This window comes from Cytobacillus sp. FSL R7-0680 (genome assembly GCF_038009245.1).
In the GTDB taxonomy this organism is placed as follows: domain Bacteria; phylum Bacillota; class Bacilli; order Bacillales; family Cytobacillaceae; genus Cytobacillus; species Cytobacillus kochii.
On sequence record NZ_JBBPAO010000001.1, the window covers coordinates 1,128,633 to 1,154,189 of the forward strand.

Annotated in this window: 21 protein-coding genes; 12 read left to right on the forward strand and 9 right to left on the reverse strand. The window is 35.9% G+C overall.

From position 1 onward, the window contains the following. Window positions 1–153: 153 nt before the first annotated feature. Window positions 154–1,500: a branched-chain amino acid transport system II carrier protein gene (gene brnQ / locus MKY26_RS05755; RefSeq protein WP_322909312.1), complete on the forward strand. Its 1,347-nt coding sequence runs from the start codon at window positions 154–156 to the stop codon at window positions 1,498–1,500. 88 nt (window positions 1,501–1,588) lie between these two features. On the opposite strand, the gene MKY26_RS05760 is transcribed toward brnQ, so the two are convergent. Further along, on the reverse strand, window positions 1,589–2,698 hold the full coding sequence (locus MKY26_RS05760) for an ATP-binding protein (RefSeq protein WP_095373324.1): 1,110 nt from the start codon (window positions 2,696–2,698) through the stop codon (window positions 1,589–1,591). 375 nt (window positions 2,699–3,073) lie between these two features. Then, a complete protein-coding gene (plsY, locus tag MKY26_RS05765; protein WP_095373323.1) occupies window positions 3,074–3,676 on the reverse strand; it encodes a glycerol-3-phosphate 1-O-acyltransferase PlsY in 603 nt (200 codons plus the stop codon). Window positions 3,677–3,990: 314 nt separating this feature from the next. Between plsY and MKY26_RS05770 the strand changes: the two genes are divergently transcribed. The 3 genes from MKY26_RS05770 (at window position 3,991) to parC (ending at window position 9,139) form a co-directional block, all read left to right on the forward strand. Further along, complete coding sequence (locus MKY26_RS05770) at window positions 3,991–4,404, forward strand: CoA-binding protein (RefSeq protein WP_095373322.1); 414 nt, start codon at window positions 3,991–3,993, stop codon at window positions 4,402–4,404. 329 nt (window positions 4,405–4,733) lie between these two features. After that, window positions 4,734–6,710 carry a DNA topoisomerase IV subunit B gene (parE, locus tag MKY26_RS05775; RefSeq protein WP_322909313.1) on the forward strand — a complete coding sequence of 659 codons (1,977 nt, stop codon included), beginning with the start codon at window positions 4,734–4,736 and terminating at the stop codon, window positions 6,708–6,710. After that, window positions 6,707–9,139: a DNA topoisomerase IV subunit A gene (gene parC / locus MKY26_RS05780; RefSeq protein WP_307314039.1), complete on the forward strand. Its 2,433-nt coding sequence runs from the start codon at window positions 6,707–6,709 to the stop codon at window positions 9,137–9,139. The genes parE and parC overlap by 4 nt, the downstream gene beginning before the upstream one ends. A 287-nt stretch (window positions 9,140–9,426) precedes the next feature. Here parC and MKY26_RS05785 read toward each other — a convergent pair whose 3' ends face one another. After that, a complete protein-coding gene (locus MKY26_RS05785) occupies window positions 9,427–9,783 on the reverse strand; it encodes a DUF402 domain-containing protein (protein ID WP_341093010.1) in 357 nt (118 codons plus the stop codon). Between the two features lie 531 nt (window positions 9,784–10,314). On the opposite strand from MKY26_RS05785, the gene MKY26_RS05790 reads away from it, so the two are divergent. The 8 genes from MKY26_RS05790 to MKY26_RS05825 all read left to right on the forward strand — a co-directional run bounded on the left by MKY26_RS05790 (window position 10,315) and on the right by MKY26_RS05825 (window position 17,215). Beyond that, a complete protein-coding gene (locus MKY26_RS05790; protein WP_095373320.1) occupies window positions 10,315–11,958 on the forward strand; it encodes a flavin-containing monooxygenase in 1,644 nt (547 codons plus the stop codon). 13 nt (window positions 11,959–11,971) lie between these two features. Further along, the gene (locus MKY26_RS05795; RefSeq protein ID WP_322909314.1) at window positions 11,972–12,925 is read left to right on the forward strand and encodes an alpha/beta hydrolase; all 954 of its coding nucleotides are present in this window, start codon (window positions 11,972–11,974) and stop codon (window positions 12,923–12,925) included. Window positions 12,926–13,102: 177 nt separating this feature from the next. Then, on the forward strand, window positions 13,103–14,074 hold the full coding sequence (locus MKY26_RS05800) for an NAD(P)H-dependent flavin oxidoreductase (RefSeq protein WP_095373318.1): 972 nt from the start codon (window positions 13,103–13,105) through the stop codon (window positions 14,072–14,074). A gap of 248 nt (window positions 14,075–14,322) precedes the next feature. Further along, entirely contained in the window at window positions 14,323–14,646 is a 324-nt protein-coding gene (locus MKY26_RS05805) for a PadR family transcriptional regulator (protein ID WP_095373317.1), read from the forward strand. A gap of 13 nt (window positions 14,647–14,659) precedes the next feature. Further along, a complete protein-coding gene (locus MKY26_RS05810) occupies window positions 14,660–15,277 on the forward strand; it encodes a DUF2812 domain-containing protein (RefSeq protein WP_095373316.1) in 618 nt (205 codons plus the stop codon). A gap of 33 nt (window positions 15,278–15,310) precedes the next feature. Beyond that, the gene (locus MKY26_RS05815) at window positions 15,311–15,703 is read left to right on the forward strand and encodes a helix-turn-helix transcriptional regulator (RefSeq protein ID WP_095373315.1); all 393 of its coding nucleotides are present in this window, start codon (window positions 15,311–15,313) and stop codon (window positions 15,701–15,703) included. A 74-nt stretch (window positions 15,704–15,777) separates the two neighbouring features. Beyond that, window positions 15,778–16,539, forward strand: a complete 762-nt coding sequence (locus MKY26_RS05820) for a hypothetical protein (protein WP_322909315.1) — start codon at window positions 15,778–15,780, stop codon at window positions 16,537–16,539. Window positions 16,540–16,741: 202 nt separating this feature from the next. Further along, a complete protein-coding gene (locus MKY26_RS05825; RefSeq protein ID WP_180316968.1) occupies window positions 16,742–17,215 on the forward strand; it encodes a staygreen family protein in 474 nt (157 codons plus the stop codon). 848 nt (window positions 17,216–18,063) lie between these two features. On the opposite strand, the gene MKY26_RS05830 is transcribed toward MKY26_RS05825, so the two are convergent. Genes MKY26_RS05830 through MKY26_RS05855 form a run of 6 tightly spaced genes read right to left on the reverse strand, consistent with a single transcriptional unit; the run spans window position 18,064 to window position 25,482 of the window. Next, window positions 18,064–19,644 (reverse strand): hydantoinase/oxoprolinase N-terminal domain-containing protein, encoded by a 1,581-nt coding sequence (locus MKY26_RS05830; RefSeq protein WP_095373693.1) that lies wholly within the window; start codon window positions 19,642–19,644, stop codon window positions 18,064–18,066. Beyond that, window positions 19,644–20,738 (reverse strand): DUF917 domain-containing protein, encoded by a 1,095-nt coding sequence (locus MKY26_RS05835; protein ID WP_307314022.1) that lies wholly within the window; start codon window positions 20,736–20,738, stop codon window positions 19,644–19,646. Before MKY26_RS05835 ends, MKY26_RS05830 begins: the two co-directional genes overlap by 1 nt. Window positions 20,739–20,768: 30 nt before the next feature. Beyond that, on the reverse strand, window positions 20,769–22,079 hold the full coding sequence (locus MKY26_RS05840; RefSeq protein ID WP_322909316.1) for a purine-cytosine permease family protein: 1,311 nt from the start codon (window positions 22,077–22,079) through the stop codon (window positions 20,769–20,771). A gap of 16 nt (window positions 22,080–22,095) precedes the next feature. Further along, a complete protein-coding gene (locus tag MKY26_RS05845) occupies window positions 22,096–22,824 on the reverse strand; it encodes an aspartate/glutamate racemase family protein (protein WP_095373692.1) in 729 nt (242 codons plus the stop codon). A 28-nt stretch (window positions 22,825–22,852) separates the two neighbouring features. Continuing rightward, window positions 22,853–24,403: a hydantoinase/oxoprolinase N-terminal domain-containing protein gene (locus tag MKY26_RS05850; RefSeq protein ID WP_341093050.1), complete on the reverse strand. Its 1,551-nt coding sequence runs from the start codon at window positions 24,401–24,403 to the stop codon at window positions 22,853–22,855. After that, window positions 24,400–25,482, reverse strand: a complete 1,083-nt coding sequence (locus MKY26_RS05855) for a DUF917 domain-containing protein (protein ID WP_341093051.1) — start codon at window positions 25,480–25,482, stop codon at window positions 24,400–24,402. Before MKY26_RS05855 ends, MKY26_RS05850 begins: the two co-directional genes overlap by 4 nt. Between the last annotated feature and the right edge of the window lie 75 nt (window positions 25,483–25,557).

Consider the following 25,557-nt stretch of genomic DNA (forward strand, 5'->3'; position numbering starts at 1 on the left):
GTTACTTTAATAATGCAATATATTGCTTGAATTTTTTCAGAGATTGTAATTCATACAATATTATATTTAAATATGAATTTTCTGAAGAATTAGTAAATTATAGTAATTGAAGATTGTTAACTACAACAGTAGAGGCAGAAGGGGGTAGAAGATATGAATCAAAAGGTTCCGTCTTCTTATATTATTGCAGTAGGATTTATGTTATTTTCATTATTTTTCGGTGCTGGGAACTTAATTTTTCCAGTAATGATGGGTCAAGAAGCAGGAACGAACGTATGGGCCGCAGTAGCGGGCTTTATTATAACAGGTGTTGGTCTTCCTTTATTGGGTGTAATCGCTTTAGGTTATTCTGGTAAAAGTGACTTGCAATCGCTTGCAAGTCGTGTAAGTCCACTCTTTGGTCTACTTTTTACAGTTGTTCTATATTTATCTATCGGACCATTATTTGCGATACCAAGAACTGGTACGGTCTCTTATGAAATTGGTATTAGACCATTCATTTCTGATGAATGGAGTACGATTGGATTAGTTATCTTCTCTATCATCTTCTTTGGAATTACCGCATTCTTCTCTCTGAATGCATCGAAAATTGTTGATATTGTTGGTAAAGTTTTAACACCTATTCTACTATTATTTATTTTAATTTTAATTGTAGTAGCATTTGTTAATCCACTAGGATCTCTACAAGCACCAAGTGAGGCATATACTGTTAACTCTTTCTTTAACGGCTTTACTGAAGGTTACTTAACAATGGATGCCCTTGCTGCTTTCGTATTCGGAATTATCGTAATTGATGCCATTCGTTCTAAAGGCGTTCAATCAACTAAAGTAGTGATGCTTTCAGTGATTAAAGCAGGATTAATTTCAGCCGGTTTGCTTGCTGTGATATATGGCTCACTTTCTTATATTGGTGCTAGTAGTGTTTCTCAATTAGGTATATTAGGAAACGGTGGGGCGGTTTTATCTCAAGTTTCCGGGCATTATTTTGGCTCATTTGGAGGAGTTATACTAAGTGTGATTGTCATTGCCGCATGCTTAACGACTAGTATTGGTTTAATCTCTTCATGTGCAGCTTATTTTAGTAAAATCATGCCTAAAGTCTCCTATAATACGTTTGTTATTGTTTTCTCAGTATTTAGTGCAGCGATTGCTAATTTTGGATTAAGTCAATTGATTGCTATTTCAGTACCGGTATTAACAGCTATTTATCCATTAGCGATTGTATTATTAATCCTTACGTTTTTACACCCGTTGTTTAATGGTAAGAAATCTGTTTACCAAATGAGTATGTTATTTACGTTTATTATTGGTATCTTTGATGGCTTTAAAGCAGCAGGATATACGATTACCTCAGTAGATAATCTATTCACTAGTATTCTTCCATTATATGATGTAGGGTTAGGTTGGTTAGTACCTGCATTTTTAGGAGCGGTTCTAGGAATAATCATTGGTTTATTTCAAAATAAAAAGGTTGAGGATGAAAAAGAACAATTAATTTAATAAGAAAAAAAGCCTCCGACTAAAACGGAGGCTTCTTTTTTTTGCTATAAAACGATGCCAGATCATTCGGATATGTGAAGTTAATCTCTCAATTGCTGTATGTATTTTCTTTATCTAGCGGTAAAGTAATCTTAATCGTTGTACCAACATTCATTTCAGATGAAATGTTAATCCAGCCATTATGTTGTTCGATAATTCTTTTACAAATGGATAACCCAATGCCTGTGCCCGTCGATTTAGTAGAATAAAAAGGTTGAAAAAGCTTTTCTAATGTCTCTTCATTCATTCCGAAACCAGTATCCTTTATAACGATTAAACATGTTTCAGCTGTCCTTCTAACAGAGATATTAATCGTATTTTCTTGATGCTGCTCTTGTGTATCAAATGATTCCAGTGCATTTTTAATTAAGTTGACTAGTACTTGTTTTAATTGTTTGGCATTACCATAAATATATGGATCGTCTTTTGATAATTGGAAGGAGAGTGCAGTATTCTTTAAAATCGCTTCACTCTGAAACAACAGGAAAGTATCGTGAACAAGTTTATTAATAGAAATACGTTCTTTAATATTGTCTGTTGGCTTTGCTGCATTTAGAAACTCATGAATAATATCATTGGCACGATTAATCTCATCTAGAGCAATATCAACATATTGATTTTTCCCTGACTCATTGAGATAGGGTTTTAACAATTGTAAAAAACCTTTAACTGTTGTAAGCGGGTTACGTATTTCATGTGCCATCGATGCTGCAAGTGTACTTAAATTTTGTGCGTACTCATTTGTGAAATTAGCTTCATTAATCTGAGACGCAGTTTCATGAATGATTTTCTTTTTTTCATTTAGTTCTAAGCTAAATCTGAGGAGTTTTTGCTCTAATTGTTGTGTTTGATAATTATGATCAGTAGATAATGAATGAAATAAGGGGTAGCAAAATAAATGACATGATTCTTCCTCAGGAATCGTATAGACGCGATAATTGTGATAACCGTTTCCGAAAAATAGCTGTAAATTAAGAACTGCTTTTTTCTTGCGTATTTCATTAAATTGTTCGACATCTTCGTAATTCATTAATTGTGTGAATGGGGTACCAATGATTGTATGCTGATTAACTATAGATGTTGAAACCACGTGATTATTGTTGTCAATTAAGAAGTATGGAAATGGTAGTTCTTTTAAGACAATCTCAGTTAATTTCATTTCTTATCATCCTTACCATTGTTTGTCATGTGGAAGTAGTATCTAATGTCATTCTCTTTTATTCTATTAGAAGAAATTGCATTATATGTTAGAAAAACATGTATATTGAGAAAAAAACACGAATCATCTCTACTTTTCTTGTTATGTATATGAGTTAAAATGTCATATTTTTAATTAAATCGCAATGATGGACTTATTAATCTTATCATACCAAAGTCATTCAATGGCTTTCAATCACCGTTTTCATTCGTTAAAGGAATTTTTTAGGAATTGTAAAAAAGATAGATTACTAGAAAAAATTATAGCTTCGATCTACCTAGTATAGAAATGAATAAATAAGAAAAGACAGCATTCTATAACGCTGTCTTTTGAATGTTAACTTTTCTTTTTAAATAAATTGACTTTTGGTTCGGTTTTATTGATAATCCTTTTAATATTTGTACGATGTCGATAAATGATGAACAATGTCATTAAGGCAATCACTATGATTAAAATTGGATCACCAAGAATGAGTGAATAAATCAATCCTGCAATACCAGCAATCATTGATGATAATGAAACATATTTAGTAGTGAGAAGTGAGATGAAAAATACAGCTAATATTACCACAAACATGACGGGCACGAACGCCAGCACAACACCTGCAGATGTAGCAACAGCTTTACCACCTTTGAATCCTGCAAATATCGGGTACATATGGCCAATAACAGCAAAAATTCCTATAATTACTGTATGTATATCTATATCAAAGAAGATTGGTAATAATCCAGCAGCTATGGTACCTTTCAGGATATCGGCCAGTGTAACGGTAAAACCTGCTTTTTTTCCTAGCGTTCGGAAAGTGTTTGTCCCACCAAGATTACCACTACCATGCTCACGAATATCAATGCCATAAAACACTTTACCAATGATTAATCCAGATGGAATGGAACCAATTAAATAAGCAATAAGAAAAACGATGATTACTTCAAATGTCATAAACTCTCCCCCACGGAATAAAAATACAGTTCTTATATTGTACCACGTAAATAAGTGAATGTACTATGTTGCTTTTAAAATATCTTTTCAATTGCAAAGATTACCCTAGTATGAAACGAATGTTAAATAGATATATGATTAAAATTAGTAGAAAAGAACTTTTTTGTTAAGTGGATTACGTGATATTTAGCGAAAAGGAAAGCTTTATAAAAAAGATGAAGCTGTATGTCAGAAAGAACAGCATTGCGATCTATTCGCATTTATACTTTAATTCAGATAAAATAGTGTAGAGTTCAAAATAAGAGGTGAATGTATTGAGTATAGAAAACCCATCAAGAACTGAAATCGGAAAGATGTTAAAACAAGCAAAGAGGATTGCCGTCGTAGGTTTAAGTGATAAACCTAATCGTACATCCTATATGGTAAGTGAAGCCATGCAAAAAAGTGGTTACGAAATCATCCCTGTTAATCCCAAAGTTAAGGAAGTATTAGGTGTAAAAGCGGTTGCATCATTAGCTGAAATAGAAGGCAAAGTGGATATTGTTAATGTCTTTAGACGTTCGGAATATTTGCCAAGTCTTGCGAGTGAATTTCAAAATATTGATTGTCCCATTTTTTGGACTCAGCTAGGTGTTGTAGATGAAGACGTATTTCAGCAGTTAAGTGATGCTGGTTATACCGTGATCATGGATCGATGCATTAAAGTAGAGCATGCGCTAACAAAATAACATTTGTAGCATGGGATCATGACATTGATTTCATGCTTTTTCTTTCATATGCGGTTTAGACGTATAAATATGATATAATGATTAGAACGTTTGTTCTTATTCGCCTCTTGCAACAGTATATACATGACCTTAATGCATGTTACAATGGGGAACATATATGCATACGACTCGCATGATAAGAAGGAATATAGTGAATAAGAATGGAATAATAAACCGATATCTATTGTAGAGAGGTGCATAAAGGCGCGGTTATGATATAATCAAACTCTATTGCCGACTCGGATTGATAGACAATAGATGGTTTTTGAAGAGATGAAAGGGGAATGCTTGTGGCAAAAAATCAGGAAGTATTTGACTATAATGATGATGCCATACAAGTACTTGAGGGATTAGAAGCTGTTAGAAAACGTCCCGGAATGTACATTGGAAGTACGGATGCAAGAGGGCTACACCATCTTGTATACGAAATAGTCGATAACGCTGTAGATGAAGCACTTGCAGGTTTCGGCGATCATATCATTGTCAAAATACATAAAGACAATTCAATTAGTGTTCAAGATAAAGGTCGAGGAATGCCGACCGGAATGCACAAGATGGGCAAACCTACAACCGAAGTCATATTGACTGTGTTGCACGCTGGAGGAAAGTTTGGCCAAGGTGGATACAAAACAAGTGGTGGACTTCATGGTGTAGGTGCTTCAGTTGTTAACGCCTTATCACAATGGTTAGTCGTTAAAATTAAACGCGATGGAATTGTTTATGAACAGCGGTTTGAAAACGGCGGAAAGCCAGTAACCACGCTTGAGAAGGTTGGTAAAACGAATCAAGTAGGGACAACGATCCACTTTAAACCAGATTCGACAATTTTCTCAACAACTACATATAATTTTGAAGTGCTAAGTGAACGATTACGTGAATCCGCTTTTCTCTTAAAAGGGATGAAAATCGAGATAACGGATGAACGTCATGATCTTAAAGAGATTTATCATTATGAAAATGGGATTGAAGCATTTGTTCAGTACCTAAATGAAGAAAAAGATACGCTCCATCCAGTAGTTAGTTTTGAAGGGGAGCATAATGGTATTGAAGTTGATTTTGCCTTCCAATTTAATGATGGTTTTTCAGAAAATGTCCTTTCTTTTGTCAATAATGTTCGTACGAAAGATGGAGGGACACATGAAGCTGGAGCTAAAACAGCGATGACTAGGGTGTTCAATGAATATGCCCGTAAAGTTCAGCTTCTAAAAGAGAAAGATAAGAACTTAGAAGGAACTGATTTACGAGAAGGTTTTGCGGCGATTGTCTCAGTACGTGTACCCGAAGAACTGTTACAATTTGAAGGACAAACAAAGGGCAAGCTCGGAACAAGCGAAGCGCGTTCAGCTGTCGATGCTGTTGTATCAGAGTATCTCTCTTACTTCCTTGAAGAAAATCCAGATACAAGCTCTTTATTAATTAAGAAAGCAATTAGAGCTTTTCAAGCAAGAGAAGCAGCACGTAAAGCAAGGGAAGACGCTAGAGGCGGAAAGAAGAAGAAACGGGCTGAAGCGGTTCTGTCAGGGAAATTGACACCTGCTCAATCACGTAACCCAGAAAGAAACGAATTATATTTAGTAGAAGGTGACTCTGCGGGTGGTTCAGCAAAGCAGGGGCGCGATAGAAGGTTTCAAGCAGTATTGCCATTAAGAGGTAAAGTAATAAATACTGAAAAGGCAAAGCTCGCAGATATCTTTAAAAATGAAGAGATAAACACGATTATACACGCTGTTGGAGCGGGTGTCGGTGGTGACTTTACGATTGAAGATATTAATTACGATAAAGTGATTATTATGACGGATGCTGATACCGATGGAGCCCATATTCAAGTGCTCTTACTGACCTTCTTCTACCGCTATATGAAGCCGTTACTAGAAGCAGGTAGAGTCTATATTGCTTTACCACCATTGTATAAAGTGAGTAAAGGTTCTGGAAAGAAAGAAGTAATAGAGTATGCATGGAGTGATGAAGAGCTTCCTGATACGATTAAAAAGGTTGGTAAAGGCTATATTATTCAGCGTTATAAAGGACTTGGTGAGATGAATGCTGACCAATTATGGGAAACAACGATGGATCCAGAAACGAGAACGCTCATCCGTGTGAAAATTGATGACGCTGCGAGAGCGGAACGTAGAATTACCACTTTAATGGGTGATAAAGTTGAACCACGGAGGAAATGGATTGAAACAAATGTCGCATTCGGATTAGAAGAAGATGGCAGCATTTTAGAAAATGAAAACATTTCGACGCTTGAGGAGTTAGATTCATGAACAAAGCAGAACAATTTCGTGATCTGCCGTTAGAAGATGTCCTTGGTGACCGATTTGGCAGATATAGTAAATATATTATACAAGATAGAGCATTACCTGATGCGAGAGACGGGCTTAAGCCCGTGCAGCGTCGTATCTTATATGCCATGCATGTTGAAGGTAATACGCATGATAAAGGTTTTAGAAAATCGGCAAAAACGGTCGGTAATGTGATTGGTAATTTTCACCCACATGGTGACTCCTCTGTATATGATGCCATGGTGCGTATGAGTCAAGATTGGAAGTTGCGCAAGCTTCTTATTGAAATGCACGGCAATAATGGTAGTATCGATAATGATCCACCTGCTGCGATGAGGTATACAGAGGCGAGATTATCTTCTATTTCTTCTGCACTCTTAAATGATATTGAAAAAAGAACGGTTGATTTTATTCCGAACTTTGATGATACTTCGAATGAACCAACCGTTTTACCAGCTAGTTATCCCAACTTACTTGTAAATGGATCAACAGGGATTTCTGCCGGATATGCAACGGAAATCCCACCTCATCATCTTGGAGAAGTTATTGATGCTGTTATTCATCGTATGGATCGTCCACAAAGTACTGTCGATGATTTAATGCAGTATATAAAAGGACCTGATTTTCCTACCGGTGGAATCATACAAGGTGTAGAAGGCATTAAGAAAGCCTATGAAACGGGCAAAGGTAAAATTATTATCCGTGGTAAAGTAGATTTCGAGGATATTCGTGGTGGTAGAAAGCAAATAGTCATTACTGAAATCCCTTATGAAGTAAATAAAGCGAACTTAGTGAAGAAAATGGATGAATTTCGCTTCGATCGTAAAATCGAAGGAATCGCTGAAGTCCGTGATGAAACGGATCGTACAGGGCTAAGAATTGTCGTTGAATTAAAGAAGGATGCTGACCCACAAGGGGTTTTACATTATTTATATAAATATACTGATCTGCAAATCCCGTATAACTTTAATATGGTGGCTATTCATAACCGTCATCCGAAAACGATGGGTCTAGTCCCCTTACTAGATGCCTACATTGACCATCGAAAAGAGGTTGTCACACGTAGAACACAATTCGATTTAGAAAAGGCTCAAACACGTCAGCATATCGTTGAAGGCCTAATCAAGGCATTATCTATATTAGACGAAGTCATTGCGACGATTCGTGCTTCAAAAGATAAGCGTGACGCGAAAGAGAATTTAATGAGAGAGTATCAATTTACAGAGCCTCAAGCAGAAGCGATCGTCTCATTACAACTATATCGTTTGACGAATACAGATATCACTGCATTGCGTGCAGAAGCAGAGGAATTAGCGGCCAAAGTAGAGGAACTCACATCGATTCTTGCCAGTGACAAGAAACTCGCATCAGTGATTAAAAAAGAACTTCGTGAAGTGAAGAAGAAATTTGAAGACAATAGAAGAACAGTAATTGAAGCAGAAATAGAAGAAATTAAAATTAACCTAGAAGTTCTTGTAGCAAATGAAGATGTGATTGTTACTGTCACAAGAGATGGGTATATTAAGCGGACAAGCCAGCGTTCTTATTCAGCTTCAAATGGACAAGATTTAGCGATGAAGGAATCCGACCGTTTATTAACAAAGCTAGAGATGAATACAACGGATGTTCTACTTCTATTCACGAATAAAGGCAGCTACTTATATTGTCCTGTGCACCAATTACCTGACATCCGCTGGAAGGACATGGGTCAACATATTGCCAATATCATTGCCATCGATCGTGATGAATGTATCATTCACGCAATCCCTATTACTGATTTTGAACAAGAGAATGCAACATTATTATTTATTACGAAAAACGGTATGGTGAAGAAAACCGAATTAAAATCATATAAAGCTCAACGCTTTTCAAAAGCGCTCGTTGCACTTAACCTAAAAGGTGATGATGAGGTTGTCGATGTTCACCTAACACATGGCGAGCATGATGTGTTTCTCACAACTCATTTAGGTTATGGTCTCAGGTTTCATGAGAAAGAAGTAAACTTAGTAGGCCCAAGAGCTGCGGGTGTAAAAGGAATCAATCTAAAAGATGATGACTATGTTGTTTCTGGAAAAATGATTAGTAATGAGAAAGAAGAAGCAGTTGTCATTGCGACGCAACGCGGGGCAGTGAAAAAAATGAAACTGCAAGAGTTTGAACAAACATCAAGGGCAAAACGAGGTGTAGTGATGTTACGCGAATTGAAAAAACATCCGCATCGCATTGTTGGTATGGTTATAACGAATAATCATGAAACAGCATTTGTTGAAAGTGAAAAAGGGACAATCGAGTCCATAGCAATGAATGAACTTAGATACAATGATCGCTACTCCAACGGATCGTTTATATTAGATGAAGAAGAAAATGGTGCAATTATTCATTTATGGACTGAGACAAAGGAACAAACATAAACGATTTCTTCAAAAAGTTGAAAGGTTGTATTTAACTTAATGACACATTATTAAAAAAGTACACACTCATAAAAGTGATGTACTTTTTTAATGTGCATTATCATTCTTTTAGTTGATCATTTTAGTATTGAAAAAACACTGAAGGCATCCCTCTAACGTTTCTTGGTCAACAGGGAAGATTACTGTGTAAAGTAAATAATTTTTTTATTAATGTTAAGTCTTCTAGTTATCTAATCTTCATGATTAATGAACGGAAATAGACAGAACTTCTGTTCATTTAATCGTAGTTACTTCAAAATTTTAGATAGAATTTTTTTATGGGTGTTCGACAATTTTAACAAATTAAAGTTTCCAGCTCTAACTAAACTTTTAATGATTTTTACTTCTTTCCAAGCTAAATCATATAGAGGTTGATTAATAATATTATTTTTTAGCGCATCTTCAAGTTCGTCGTCATCCAAAACATATAATTCCCCGGTTGGTAATATAACAATATCTAAGAATAAATCGTCCATCCATGGAATATTATTGTCTATTCCATAATGGAGGCATATGTCTATATACCACTGAATGATATTCCCTTTAGAATCGAACATCGTAGTTACTGTATGGTTTTTTCTTAAAGGAAATTGTTGAAGCCACATATATCCATCATCCACTATACATAATTTCTTTCTCCCATAACTTACACATAATGGTGAGGTAACGGATAGTGCATGTAATAAAGTTATGTGACCCTTAAAGTTTTTGGTATTGAGGAAAGCCTGTGAATATTTCCTTTTATCAATTCTTTTCCAATCTGAACGATCTCCGAACTTCCTCTTTAGCATCATCATCCCCCACGCAAGTTTTTATGCGAATTATAGCATTTGATTGTAACGAGTTTACTTATATTAAACAAAATTATTGGATGAAATTCTATATTAAAGATTTATTCAACATATCATCACTTTTATTTGAAATATTAGATACTACCGAAGATATTTCATAAGTAATGCTGTTACCTCTAAAATTAATATGCTTCCTTTTACTGAGCTATATTAGTGAGAAAAAATTTAATTGAGGATAGAGGAATTTTACAATAGGAGGTCTAATACTATTAATAGTCAGAATATTTTCGACAAAACCTATAAAATGTAAGCGCAATCATTTAAGTAGAAAGGTGTGAGTAATTGATGGACAATCACAATCATCAAGATTTCCCTTCCTATGATGCAATCATTGTTGGTGCTGGGTTTTCTGGCATGTATATGCTCTACAGATTACGAGAACGTGGCTTAAGTGTCCGAGTGTTTGAAAAGGGAGCTGGTGTAGGGGGAGCTTGGTATTGGAGCCGCTACCCTGGTGCGAGGTGTGACTCAGAGAGCCATACGTATAATTTTACCTTTTCTGAAACGTTATATGAAGAATGGTCTTGGCGTTCTCGTTATCCGACTCAACCAGAAATTCTCGAATACTTAAACTTTGTAGCAGATCGCTTACAACTGAGAGAGGATATTGAGTTAGAAACAGAAATAAGAGCGGCTCATTTTGATGAAGAAATTACACAATGGAGAGTGTATTTACAAGATGGTCGACAATTGATATGTAAATATTTCATTACAGCTGTCGGTTGTCTGTCAGCACATGCGAAGAATATCCCGAAAATACCAGGTTATAGTCAGTATAAAGGTGAAAGCTATCACACAGGTACTTGGCCACATCACGAAGTAGATTTTCATGGCAAGAAAGTAGGGATTATTGGTAATGGTTCAAGTGGAATTCAAAGTTTACCGGTTATTGCAGAAACAGCAGCGGAAGTATATAGCTTCCAAAGAACTCCTCAATATGCGATTCCTGCACAAAATCACCCTTACACAGAAGAAGAAATCAATGAATATAAAGCAAATCGATTAGATACAAGAAAGAAAATGTTTCAATCTCATACTGGTTATCCCTTTTTTTCACGACCGATTTCTGCCTTAGAGGAAAATCAATTTAAACGGCAGGAAATTTATGAAACAGCATGGAAGAAAGGTGGCTTTGAGATAAGTGCCACTTATAATGATTTATTAATTAATGAAACCTCTAATGAAACACTTAGTCAATTTGTTCGAGATAAGATAAAACAAGTTGTTAAGGATCAATCGTTAGCAGAAAAATTGTTACCCACTTATCCAATTGCCACTAAACGTCTAGTTCTTGATACAAATTATTATGAATCATTTAATTTGCCACATGTCCATTTTGTCGATGTAAAATCTGCGCCTATAACACAATTCAGTGAAAAGGGTATTTGCACAACAGGCAGAGAGTATCCCTTAGATATGGTTGTGTTCGCTACAGGTTATGATGGAATGACCGGACCATTATTAACGATGGATATTAAAGGACGTGGAGGAGAATCACTTAAGGAGAAATGGGAACATGGAGCTAATGTATCAACTTATTTAGGTGTTGCCACTAACCTCTTCCCGAATATGTTTATGATTACTGGACCACAAAGTCCATCTGTAGCAACAAATATGCCGACAAGTATTGAACAGCATGTGGATTGGATTGACCGTTTTATTGCTTATATAGAGGCAGAGGGAATCGAAATGGTAGAAGCTAATGCGCAACAAGAAGAAACATGGCGTATCCACTGTGAAGAAGTATATAGACAAACATTATATAGTAAAACCCCTTCTTGGTATTCTGGAGCAAATGTAGAAGGAAAGCCTGAAGCATTTTTAATTTATCTAGGTGGGCTAGGACAATACGGGAAAATCCTCGAGAATTGTGCTACTAGTGAGTATAGTGGGTTTGACCAACATTCTTCCATCACAAAAAGTATGTAAAGGAGTGCTATTAATGGATTTTATCAGTAGAGTAGCAGAAGAAATAAGAGAAATCTGTGAGGTTTTCCCACCATTTAAGTTACCAGAGGGATTAGAAGCAGCAAGGCAGGCTGCATTCGTCCCAGTCGAAACATCCCCTTATGTAAGAATCAATCAATTATCTATTCAAGGTGGAGATAAACAAAGAATGTTAGTGAAGATCTATGAACCTTCTAATAGAAATGAAGAGGCACTTCCAGCTGTTCTTTTCATACATGGAGGAGGGTATGTAACTGGTCATCCAGATGGTAGTGATGCTATTTGTCAAGCGTTTGTAAAAGAAGCTGAATGTGTGGTTGTGTCAGTCGATTATCGGTTAGCTCCAGAGCATCGCTATCCTTGTGCAATAGAAGATTGCTATGCTGCCTTGTTATGGATGCATGAGAGCTGTGAAGAATTAAAGATTGATAGAAGTAGAATCGCAGTAGCTGGTCAGAGTGCGGGCGGAGGATTAACAGCTGCCCTCTCATTGTTAGCACGAGATAGAAGCGGTCCGAAAATAGCCTTTCAAATGCCACTTTATCCAATGATAGATGATCGTAATACGACTGCATCAAGCTATGAAATCACCGATGAAAAAGCGATATGGAATCGTGGCAATAATCTAGCAGCATGGAGGATGTATTTAGGTAAAAATATCAATGGTGAGATTTCACCGTATGCTGCGCCGGCAAGAGCAAAAAATTATTCTGGCCTACCACCAACCTATACATGTGTGGGTCAATTGGATCCATTTAGGGATGAAACAATTGAATATGTCTCGAGACTTGCGAAAGATGGAGTCGATGTAGAGTTTCATATTTATCCTGGCGCTTATCATGCCTTTGAATTATTAAATCCAACTTCTGATTTGGGTAGTGCAGCCATTCACAACTATATACAAGCATTAAAGAAAGCGCTTAATCCAAAAGTAAAAATCATGAAATAAAAAAATGAGCTGCGAGATTGAATCGCAGCTTATTTTCACGAAAAATAATATTGTTAATTTAGAAATATCTGATATTTAATTGACGGGTAACAGAAATATGGGTTAAATTGGACATATAGAAAACAGATGTAAATAAGTGTTACCGTTTTCATTCGTTCTTTGAAGGGAGAAAAGAAAATGTCTCGTTTACCAAAACAATTTCAGCAATTACAGTTACCGGTCATTGGATCACCACTTTTTATTATTAGTAACCCAAAGCTAGTTATTGAACAATGTAAAGCTGGTATCGTTGGATCAATGCCAGCATTAAATGCCAGACCTTCTTCTCAGTTAGATGAATGGTTAGCGCAGATTACAGAAGAGCTTGCTGATTATAATGCACAAAACCCGGATAAACCGGCTGCACCCTTTGCAATTAATCAAATCGTACATAAATCAAATCAAAGATTAGAAAAAGATATGGAGCTATGCGTGAAATATAAAGTGCCAATTATAATTACCTCTCTAGGAGCGAGAGAGGAAGTATTCTCCGCTACTCATAGTTATGGTGGTATTGCACTCCATGATGTAATCAATAATACTTTTGCACATAAAGCGATAGAAAAAGGCGCAGATGGTTTAATTGCTGTTGCTGCAGGAGCGGGTGGCCATGCTGGTGATAAAAGTCCGTTTGCGCTCATTCAAGAAATTAGACAATGGTTTGATGGAACATTAGCGCTATCTGGCTCTATTGCGAACGGACAAGCCATTTTAGCTGCGCAAGCGATGGGAGCAGACTTAGCCTATATCGGCTCGCCATTTATCGCTACAGAGGAAGCTAGAGCCTCAGAAGAGTATAAACAAGCTATTGTTGATGGTTCATCCGATGATATTGTTTATAGTAATCTATTTACTGGGGTTCATGGTAACTATTTAAAACCATCCATAAAAGCTGCTGGTTTGGATCCTGATAATCTACCAGATAGTGATCCAAGCAAAATGAATTTTGGGGAAAATCGAGTAAAAGCATGGAAAGATGTTTGGGGAAGTGGACAAGGTATTGCTGCTATTTCCGCGGTGACAACTACCGCTAATTATGTCAATAAACTAAAACAGGAATATAAACAAGCACAAGAAGACTTGTTCGCTTATAGCAAACAATTTACGTGAACAATGAATCTTTTAGCCACCTTTTAGGTGGCTTTTTTAATGTTCGAAGTTATAAGCATACAAAAAATTAACGAAAATAATTCTAACAGAACTATGTTCCAAATATTCAATAGATAAAGAAAAAACAAAAAATGCGATTAAGTAAGAAAAGGCCGAAAGTATAAAAAGTGACTTATTGCAATATACAGTTAGACTGTATATAATTGAACTATATAGTTTAACTGTATATATAGTGTCGGGGTGATTCAATGGACATAAATAAATATTCTCCATTAACCGAAACAACCTATTACATTCTATTATCATTAATTGAACCTTCCCATGGATATGTCATGATGCAAAAAGTGGAGGAATTAAGTGACAACAAAGTGAAAATAGCGGCAGGAACGATGTACGGAGCAATAGAAAATTTAGTGAAACAACGGTTAATACAATCTGTGGAAAGTGATGATAAACGTAGAAAAACGTATGTGATCACAGAGAAAGGAATTGAGGTACTAAGACAAGATTATAAAAGGATGAGCCATATGATTCACATTACTGATAACTTATTCTCTAATACAGATATTTAGTGGAGGGGAGAAGATGCGCAAATTCAAGGTTTTTATTGACTTTGATAAAGAGGAACAATGGTTAGAGAGAATGGCGAGTGAAGGGTACCAATTAGAAAGCACTTATTTCGGCTACAAATTTCGGTTAGTTGAGGCAAAAGAGAAGAAAATCAAAATAGATTTCAGAAAGTTCAAGCATTCAGCAGACTTTTTGGATTATATTACACTGTTCGAGGATAGTGGTTGGAGACATATTGCTGGATCAAAATATTCAGGGATTCAATATTTTGAGAAAATCGATGATCAAGCCACAGATGATATTTTTTCTGATAATGTTTCAAAGGCAAAAAGGTATAAACGTTACGCTCATTCTTCTCTCATGCTTGCCATTGGTAACTTCCCACTAATAGTCTTTCTTTATTATACAGGCATCATTGATCCAGCCTATTTCATTCGACCAAGTGAACTTTACTTAACTCCGGGGCTATGGGACAAAAGTGGAATGTCATTTTGGTTTTCGTTTATTTTTGAGACACCTTTTGCCTTGTTAAGAGGGGCAGCTTGGACATTCATTCCACTATCTGTTCTATCCTATTTATTCTTTAGTTATAAAGCAAATAAACGGTATATTCAATCAATGATAAAAAAATAACATGATTCTTCATAGCAAAGGTAGGAGAGAACAATGGAATCAGAATTAAAGAGGGGCTTTCTTGTAAGACAAAGAGCATTTTTGAAGTTGTATTTACTAAAAATGATTGAAGCGAATAAGCGTTATGGTACTCAGTTTTTAGATGATCTTAGAACCGAATTTAAACCATATGGATATCATCCTACTCATTCCGAAATCTATAAAACATTACATGAATTAACGAGAGAGGGATGGGTGAGAAGAGAAAAAAAGTTACTTGGTGAACCTGGTGTAGATTTTCAAGAAATTATTATTTATCATCTTACGGATAAGGGGAAGCAAGAATACGAGCTATATAGAAAGCAAATGAAAGTGGAGTTTGACCGTTGTTTAGGACTGCTAAATCAGGCCATGAGTGATCATTATGGACCAATAAAAAGAAAATAAATTTTTCAAGTCTCTTTTTGCATTATTCTTCCAATAAAGGGCATCCTTATAATAATGTTAGGAGGGTCTTTATAATGAAGAAAGAAGTGCTTGTCGCATTAACTGCCTTTTTCTTGATGAGTTTATCCACGATGACCGCTGTATATGCCGGTGTAGACAAGAATGAAGAGCAAAAAACAGTCATTACCCAAGAAGCAGAGCTTTCTGGAAAAGAGATAAAAGAGACGATAAAGATTAAAGGTATCCGTTATGAAGAAGAAGCTGGTTTTTTTAAAGAATTATCATTAGAAGTAGAAGATGATCTTAAAAAAACTGTCAAAGTAGATTTAGAACCAGGGTTTGACCCACGATTAAAAATAATTGATTTTAATGATGATGGTAATAAGGAATTGCTAGTGAAAATCAACAGCGAAGATAGTGGAGAAAATGCTTCATTCTATCTTTATAGTTATCAAGATGGAAAACTAATTAACTTAGGTGTACCTGATCCAGTCATTTCTACTGCGCAATTAGAGGATAATTACGAAGCTGTTATCGCAGTAGAAAATGAAAATAGAGAAGTAACTTTTGATTTGGCTGAGAATGCAAAAGAATATGAAAAACTCGGTTTATATCATAAAGGAAAATTAAACGAACCTTTTGAACTAACTGTTAACTCATACAATATGCTTACTCCTTTTGAAAATACAAAGGGGGAAAAGGGCTTGAAGGGAATGCAAAGGGTCACAGGTATAGACCAAAATGATACTATAGCTTATTTGCAATCTTTTTGGAAAAGAGAAGATGAAAAATGGCAATTAGTGAACGTAGAAATTTTAGATGTAAGAAACAAATAAGCGGTTATTGCTAAAATGCTTATAGTTTATCTTCTTTTAAAGATAAACTATAAGCTATTTTTTATGATAAGGGCAGCTCAAGGAGCATTGAGTTTTCTTCTTTATGGTAAGAATGAGGTACAAATCTCTAGCTAGCACAACTTTAGTTAATGGGCATATGATGTATAGAAGTAACAATCTTTTAATGAAGGGGAAGGATTCAATGAATCAAGAATTAGATTTAACAAAATTAAAGGTTGATATTCTTGCTCCTGCTACAAATGTTAAGCCAGTTGAATATAGAAATTATTACTTTCGACAGCCTTATGGAGATGAACAAGCTTATTTAAGCATTTCTATTGAGAGCGTAAAAGGCAATGAGAACAATCATTCTGACGCGCTTCAGGCACAGTGGATACCGCAAATGGGGCAATATGTATTGTTCTGCCGATTTCAAATTAGCAAAGGAGAATATACCGAACCGTATGCTAAGATACGATATCTTATTTATGAAAGAGAAATCAATAATTGGTTAACAGCGCTGGTTTTTGGAGATCAACAATTTTTACAGCATTATCCATGGTTACTTGATTCTCCAATCTACGTACAGTTTCAATCTGATTATCCTGCGTTTAATAAGATACAATATTACGGAAATGTAAGACAGTTTTTAAGCAAAGCTTTACAAAGACAATAATATTATTATGTAAACTAAAAGTTATAAATCATAGCATGGTTTATAACTTTTTCTATTTAAAATTCATAAAGTAGAAATATGTTGCAGTTAATTAAATTCGTGAATAATCTTAGTGATCAAGGAGTTATTTTTATATCATGCAGAAAGACATGATAATAGATAAAGCAATTTTTCTGTTACATCCAAACTTAATTATGAGCATTCAGCAGCTGGCAATGCTGGAGCAAGAGCCAGAGTACGATTAGAGGAAAAATAGAAAAGGTAGCTAAGAAAGAGCTAATACGATATTCTAATCGTATACAACATAGCTAGAGCAAGAACGTAAATAAAATTATTGAGTTAACTGGATTTTTTTATTGGATAATAGATTTATAAATACACTAAAACTTGAATCATATGCGAATCAATCATTTTGTTATATTTATTAAAGATGACATATTGATTTGCAATTTATCGCAGAATAAGATCAGAATCATAAAATTTTATTTTGTCTCAATGTTTTAAGTATACTTGGATATTGAGACAAAAATGATTATAATTATTTAACTTCCTATAATATATATTATGTAAACTAGATAAAAATGATAAGAATAGTAGATACTTTCATTTCATTGCGATTTCTCGCCTACGACTTCACCTCCATCTAACCGAAAAATAGCAACTCTATGTTTATTTTTTTTATGCCAGTTCTTTAAACTTTCATAATCCTTATTCTTTTGAATGCTCTGGATTATCAACTAATAATTTGTTTTAGATACTGAGGTACCTTAATCATCTCTATTTTTTTCTAAAGCCAAAAACCAGTCATCAGATGACTGGTTTTTGGCTTTCACTCTGTTAAAAGCATATTAATTGATAGCAACCTCGCTTTGATATTTTAAGTCACCTGCCGCTTTTACTCTTACTCTCGTTGCATTTCCTGGCAAGTAGGCCAATGGGACATCCTCAATATCTACAATCTCTACACTACTGGGTTCGGCTCCAGCTTGCACAGCTTCTTTTATTGCTTGTTCTTTTGCGCTTTGTAACGCAGCAGCTCTGCCGATCTCATCTAAAACAAATATCTTTTCCACTTGCCCGCTCACTTGAGCAATGGCTGAGCCGATGGCATTTGCTACTCCTGAATGGTTCGGGCGGATAACATGTGAGGCACCTTTAAGGGTTTCTGGTAGTAAAATACTACCTCCTCCAACAAGAATAACGGGAACTGGATCAGCACTTGTTTTCATTCTGTCTATTGCTTCTTCGACCATCTCAACCATTCTTACGTATATTTTTTCTAATAAATTTTTATCAAGATGTGACACTTTTTTAACGTCTCCTAAATTACTTTTCCCAAGTGCCACAACAACATCAGTAGTAGTTAATGTATCTCCACCGAAGACCAATCCTTTCTCTGGTAATCGATATCCCACACTTTCAGGACCGATTGTAAAAGAGTGTTCGTCTTCTATCTTTATAATTGTTCCGCCCCCTAAGCCTATAGAAACTAAATCCGGCATACGGAAGTTCGTTCTTGCTCCACCAATCTCAACTGCAAGAGAAGATTCTCGTGGAAATGATTGCACTAGCACACCTACATCAGATGTTGTTCCTCCAACATCTACGACTATGGCATCCGATAATTCACTTAAATATGAAGCTCCTCTCAAAGAATTAGTAGGTCCGCATGCAACTGTGAAAATAGGATATTTCATAGCGTATTTTACAGACATCAATGTTCCGTCATTTTGTCCAAAGAATACTTTCGCTTGAATCCCTTCATTTTTTAATGCATCGATAAACCCTTCTGCAGCCATCTTTGCGACATTAATAACTGAAGCGTTTAATATGGTCGCATTCTCCCTTTCTAAAAGCCCTACAGAACCAATCTCAGAAGATAACGATAATGCGATAGAGTCTCCCAATACTTCTTGAAAAATCTCGGCTGCTCTTTCTTCATGTGCCTTTGATACTGGAGAGAAAACAGAAGTAATTGCTATGGAATCCACTTTTTCCTTTAATTCATTTGCGATTTCATATAAGTGATTTTCATCAAGTTCAACTATTTCTCTTCCATCAAATTCATGACCCCCTCGCACTAAGAAGACATGTTCACCTAGTAATTCTCTAAGGTCATTTGGGACACCTATTAAAGGTTTGACTGCCAGTGTCGCTGGCGCACCAATTCGTACTACCGCCACTTGATTTAGTCTCTTTCTTTCAACAATCGCATTCGTGCAATGAGTTGTTCCTAGCATTGCATATTTTATATTTTCTTTTGGCACATTCGCATGAGAAACAATTTTGTGCATTGCGTGATATATGCCTGTAGCTACATCTTCAGTAGTTGAAGCTTTTGTTTCTGATATGACTTCATTCTTGTCATTTAACAAGACCGCGTCAGTATGAGTACCACCTACATCAATTCCAATTCTATATGTTGCCATCATTGTGTCACTCCTTTTTTTACAAGTTCCTCTACAGGTGTATATGCCATATCATAGCCAAAGTAGTTTGGTCCTACTGTTGCTATGCCTTTTTCTGTTCTCCATTTTGGATGACAAGGGATGCCAATTACAACACATCTAGATCCATAGCGTATGCCTTCTGTTGTTATAGGTAAACCTGTTTCTGAATCGAGTACAGCTATTAAATCCGGCGTCATACATAAAACCTTTTCATTCGTTTGAGCAATAAGATGTTCATTTTGAAAGCGGAGTTTTAAATTTTCACCTTTATTTTGTTCAAGCCCCTCAAAAGTAGCGACACCCTTTGCAAAACCTGATTCAGTTTTCCTATCTATATCAATGACTTTCCCTTTAAATAACTCAAAGCCATTGACTGTTTCTAAAATTTTTTCTATAGGATTCACATTATTTATTTTAGCTAATCTAATACTTTTACCAATTTCCTCTTCAAGCTTAAGAATATTTGTAATCCCACTTTTCTTAAGGTCTTTAGCTTTCATTGAATACATCGCACACATGACTGAACCACCCATTTGTATAGTTGCAGATCTAGCAATCCGCTCTGTCCATACATTATCAATTGTAGACAATAGCGCCGTATTTCCCTTTTCATCAGCTATTATTGCAGGAGTTGCTGATATCCCGTCTAAATAAAAGGTTACCATTTGGAGTTCTGGAAATGCTCGTCCCATCCCATCAGCATCTATTACTGGAATTCCTAATCTTGCAGCTAATGCAAAAGGTAACATGCTATTTACACCACCCGCTTCAATAGGAAAAGTCCCGTATATCTTTTCACCTAAATATTCCTCTAATTGATTAAAAGCACGAATAGCCTCCTCACCACTTGGTGCTTTTTCTAACATAACAGTGGGTGCACCCATCATTGATGATGGGACAACCAATGCATCGTCTGGTACTTCCTCTGGGTCTAATAATATTACTTCTCCATATTCTTCAATTGCTTGAAGCGCCATTAGCTTCCCGATGTACGGATCTCCACCTCCGCCCGTTCCAAGTAAAGCTGCACCAATTGCCATATCCTCAATTTCTTGTTTTCCTATTTTTCTCATTTCGCGCACTCCTTTGAAGTTTCTAAATATTTACGCTACATCTGCATGAATATCAGTTTTATATAATCGCTCCATTTTTTTTGCAACATAATAAATGACCGCACTAATCACTAACGAGTTAATAGACGGTATACCTATTGTAATAAAATAACCAGCTAATCCTCCGCATCCCCAGGCTAAAATCGTAGGCCAGCCAAGTTTCTCGGTATTTGCAGGCAATTGGCCCTTCTGGCGACTTTCGTCTAGTATTTTCCTATGTGTCTTTAAAATGAAATAGTCAATAACCATAATTCCCGCAACAGGTGGAACAAGTATCCCAAGTAAAACGAGAAAATCAGTGAAACGTTCTAGTATCCCTAATACAGATAATAGCGTCCCAATAATACCAATAAGTAACGTAACCATTCCACGATTTAATTGAATTCGAAATAATGAGTCAAAAATATTAGTAAAACCGAGGGATGATGAGTACAAGTTTAAATTATTGATTTTAACAGTGGAAAGGACCACAACCAAAACCCCTAACCAGCCAACTGTTGTCATCATAATATTAGCTACATCATTTGTTCTTGCTGCTAAAGCCATTAAGACAGCAATCATATTAATCCCTAACTCTCCAACCAATAATCCGATGGTAGTCATCCAGAAAACATCTTTTCCACTCTTAGCAAACCTACTAAAATCCGGGGTAATCACGGCACCTATGATAAATCCACCCGCAACCATCGTCGCAGCAACGCCAATTGATAAAGGCTCACCTGCTGGCTGTGTTGCTAGTAAATCAGAAAAACTCTGTCCTTTTAGTGTTTGATAAATTCCTATACTGACAGCTATTAGAAATAAAGGTACAGTGATAGAAGCAGTAATACTTAAAAGTTTAAAACCGAAAATAACCAAAATTGTTACGCCAATTCCTGTTAATGTTGCTGCTAAGGGTAAAGAAATCGCTCCATTTGTAGATTGTACAATTCCTTCAGCGAACACGGAATTTTGTACTCCAAACCAACCAATACAAGAAATAGCTATAACTGCACCAATTATACTCGAACCATGGCGCCCAAACCCTGTCCACCTAGCTAAAAGGCTTGTAGATAACCCTTCTTTCGCGCCTGCATACCCTAAAAGGAAACCAACCACTTGAAGAATCACACTACCTAGAAACGTAGCCCAAAATGCCTGCCAGAAAGTCATACCGTATCCTAAAGATGCTCCTAAAATAAATTGTGAAATGGTTGCTAATGCCCCGACACGAATGATCGTAATACTCCACAGTGATCGTCTAGCCTCCTGAGGCACCCTTGTTAATGAATAATCGTCCCCAATAGTAGAATGATTTGCCAACGTCCTATCCCTCCATTCAATTCGTATTCATCACCCTTTGTTTACTTGGCGGCTTCATATAAGTAATGCGACTTTGCTTCACTCCCATGCTTATTGTTGCTTCTAATAATTTAGTTGCAGCAAAGCCAGGATCTACAACTGGAATGTCATAGCCTTTTTCAGTTAGCTTCATTTGGAGTTCGCTAGCTACCCCCATAAATCCAGTACAGCCCAAAATTAGTGCTTCTGCTTGGTCTTCTTTAATCGCTTTTAACATTTCGTCTAAAAGGGCACTCTTTAACTTCTCTTTCTCATGTACTTCTAAAACGGGGATGTTTACATAACGAATAGAGGCAAGATTATGATAAACACCTGTTACTTTACTAATGTTACTAATCATTGAAACGACATTGGGGAGAACAGTTACAACAGAGAAACGTTTTGCCAGTGTGCTTGTAAACAGCATAGAAGCCTCGCAAGGGCCTATCACTGGAATATCAACGACCTCTCTAGCTGGCTTCACTCCTGGATCTCCAAAACAATTACTAATCACACCGTCGTACCCGTCTGCTTCCGCTTGTTTTACTTTTTCGATAAAATCAGGTACACATAAGGCTTCATCGTACTCACTTTCTATAGAAGCAGGCCCGTAATCTAGGTTTGTTACATCAATGGTTGTTTGAGGATAGGAAAATCCAGTAAATTCTTTTTTCATTTCATCCATAAATGTGTCTGAGATAATAGGTGCAATCACTTTAATTTTCATATTTCGCCCTCTCTTTTTTAAAATAAGATTATAAATCACCAAATGCCATTATTTTCAAACGAAACATTTCACCTTTTAAATAATCGAATGGAAATTCCTCCACTCTATTAATTTTGATCGTTTCAGGTTTTGCTCCTTTATGAATTAACTCTTTAATTACTCTCTCTTTCTCTCTTTCTACAATTTCTTCTTTTGTGCGATCATTTAGCCAAAAAACTTTGTCTAGACTTGAGCTTAGAGGAGCATAACAAGCCCCTACCGCATTACATATTTGATAACCTACAGGCTGGATAGCTTTATCAAATTTAGTGAAAATATTATTTAGAAGTAAAGGACTTCCACCCCCAACTAGAACGAGTGGGATGTATTGATCTTTAGGTTGTAATTGTCTGATTTTTTCTCTTATCCTGCTTGATACCGTATTTACTACTTTTAAACAATCTTCTGTTGAAATACCTTCTAAATTTTCATATTTAATGTGTTTATCCTTGAATGAATGAGGAAAGATTTTTAAAAACGAGTCGGATATTGTCCATTGCTCTCCTCCCCATGCAAGCCCATCTTTTGTTATATCACTTGCAATTGTATCTTCAATTAATAAATTCCCTTTATGAGTATTGACCAAATTGCCTCCACCTGTTGAAAGTGAATGTACTTTTGGAAGCCTAACATTTACTGGTATATCCAATACTTTTACAGGCCCTTCTTCTGTTTGTGGATGACCATGACTTACCATACCAATATCAATTGTGCTGCCTCCAACATCAATCGCTATGAAGTTCTTTAAACCAGTAAGTTTGGAAGCGCCGCGTAAACTATTAGTTATGCCAGAACCGATTGTGAAAATAGGTAACTTAATCGCTTCTTCTACTTTCATCAATGATCCATCATTTTGGGTTATCCAATAAGGGCAATCCAGACCTAAGTTTTTTAAGATATCATTAATGGAGCTTAAAGCATCCTTCATCACAAATGACAACATTGAGTTAAGCAAAGAGGCATTCTCACGATCTAAAAAGCCTATACTTCCTATTTCATTAGATACAGTGACAGAAAGAGAAGGCATATGAGAGGCGATCACTTTTTTTAAGTTATTTTCTTCATCCTCATAAAAGGAAGAAAAGGCGCCTACTATACATACTGCATCTACTTTTGCTTTTTCTATTTCCTTCATTATCTTCAATACACTTTCATGATCGATTTCATAATGAGGTATTTGCCTTGTAAAATCATATCTTGTTTCTAAATGAAACTCTTTTATAATGTATTTACTTAAATGACTTGGCCAAAATAAACCTGGTTTGATTTTCGATGGTTTCTTAGTTAAGCGAATCAAAGCTGTCTTGGCTAAATTTTTTGGATAGTACAATTCATTTAGTACATGTGTAGTGCCTAAGAAGACCCCTTTTATCGATTCTGACTTTACATTAGCCTCATTTAATAGTACTTTTGCGGTTTTATAGATGGTTTCTCCCAAGTTACTTGTCGTCAATTGCTTTGACCAGCCCTTTATATTGTCTGATTCATCAATGATAACTGCATCAGTATTTGTTCCACCTACATCAATTCCTAACCTCATTGGTCTTCCTCTTTCTTTAATAGTTGATAGGATTCTTTCATGTGTATGAGTGTTAACATATCTGTAGTATGCAATATGTTAGGAGCAGGTATAACTAAAACTATGACTGATTGAGCCTTTTGAATGTCTACAACACTGATTGGTTCAAGTGAATCTATATGGAGAAACACAATTAAATCTGGCACACGATAAATGTTTTCGCCATTATGAATGAAAAAAAATTCATTCATAAATTGGATTTCAATTTTCTGGTTATGTTGTTTTGTATAGCTTTCAATGAATAGTTTTCCAACAATCCCTTCATTTTCAAACCAACGAGAGACTTCTGTTACATATCCTTTAATCACAAAAGATAATTCTCCGTAGATAGAATTTTCAAATGCGTTCATTATTTGTCTTAATCGGGTCATTCCGTCGCCATAAGACGCAATAATTTTCCCTAAACGATAAGCTAAATAAAGTGTCCCTGACAACATGGAAGTTTTGATCTCATCTCCACTAGCACCATAGCCAACTAAGTGACTATGCCCTCCATTATTATTAGCAAATGATTTCGCTTCATGTACTGCCTGATCGGAAGTGTATGAAGAAGGAACGAACTTCATATTATCTTGCGTTACTAGTGAAAGAGGGGCAAGTGGAATACCATTTAAATGCAAAGTAGTCATATAAAGCTCTGGAAAGGCTCTTCCCATTCCATCTCCATCAATCACAGGAAGGTGCCGCTTTAGAGCAAGTAAAAGGGGAGCCAAAGCATTCACACCGCCTATTTCAATAGAAATGAGGGCATCTACATTTTTGTTAAATTCCTTTTCATATAAACTAAGTGCTGTTTCCACTTCTTCGCCTGTCGGTAAATCTTCATTAAAGAGGACTGTTGAACCCATAATTCCAATAGCAGTTACCCACCAATCATCCTTCACTTCATGAATGGGTATCACCTCTATCACATCATCGTCTTTCATCACAGACAAAATTAAAGCTTCAATTGATCTTGTATTACCACCACCTCCACAAGATAATATTCTTGCCCCAAGGGAAATGAATCGAATGTCTTCTTTAGTTATTTTCCAAGGCATTTCTTTATCTCCTTTCTTTACTAATTGCAAGTTCTATACCAATATTCAAAAAAATAAAATAATAACTTAAAAAAC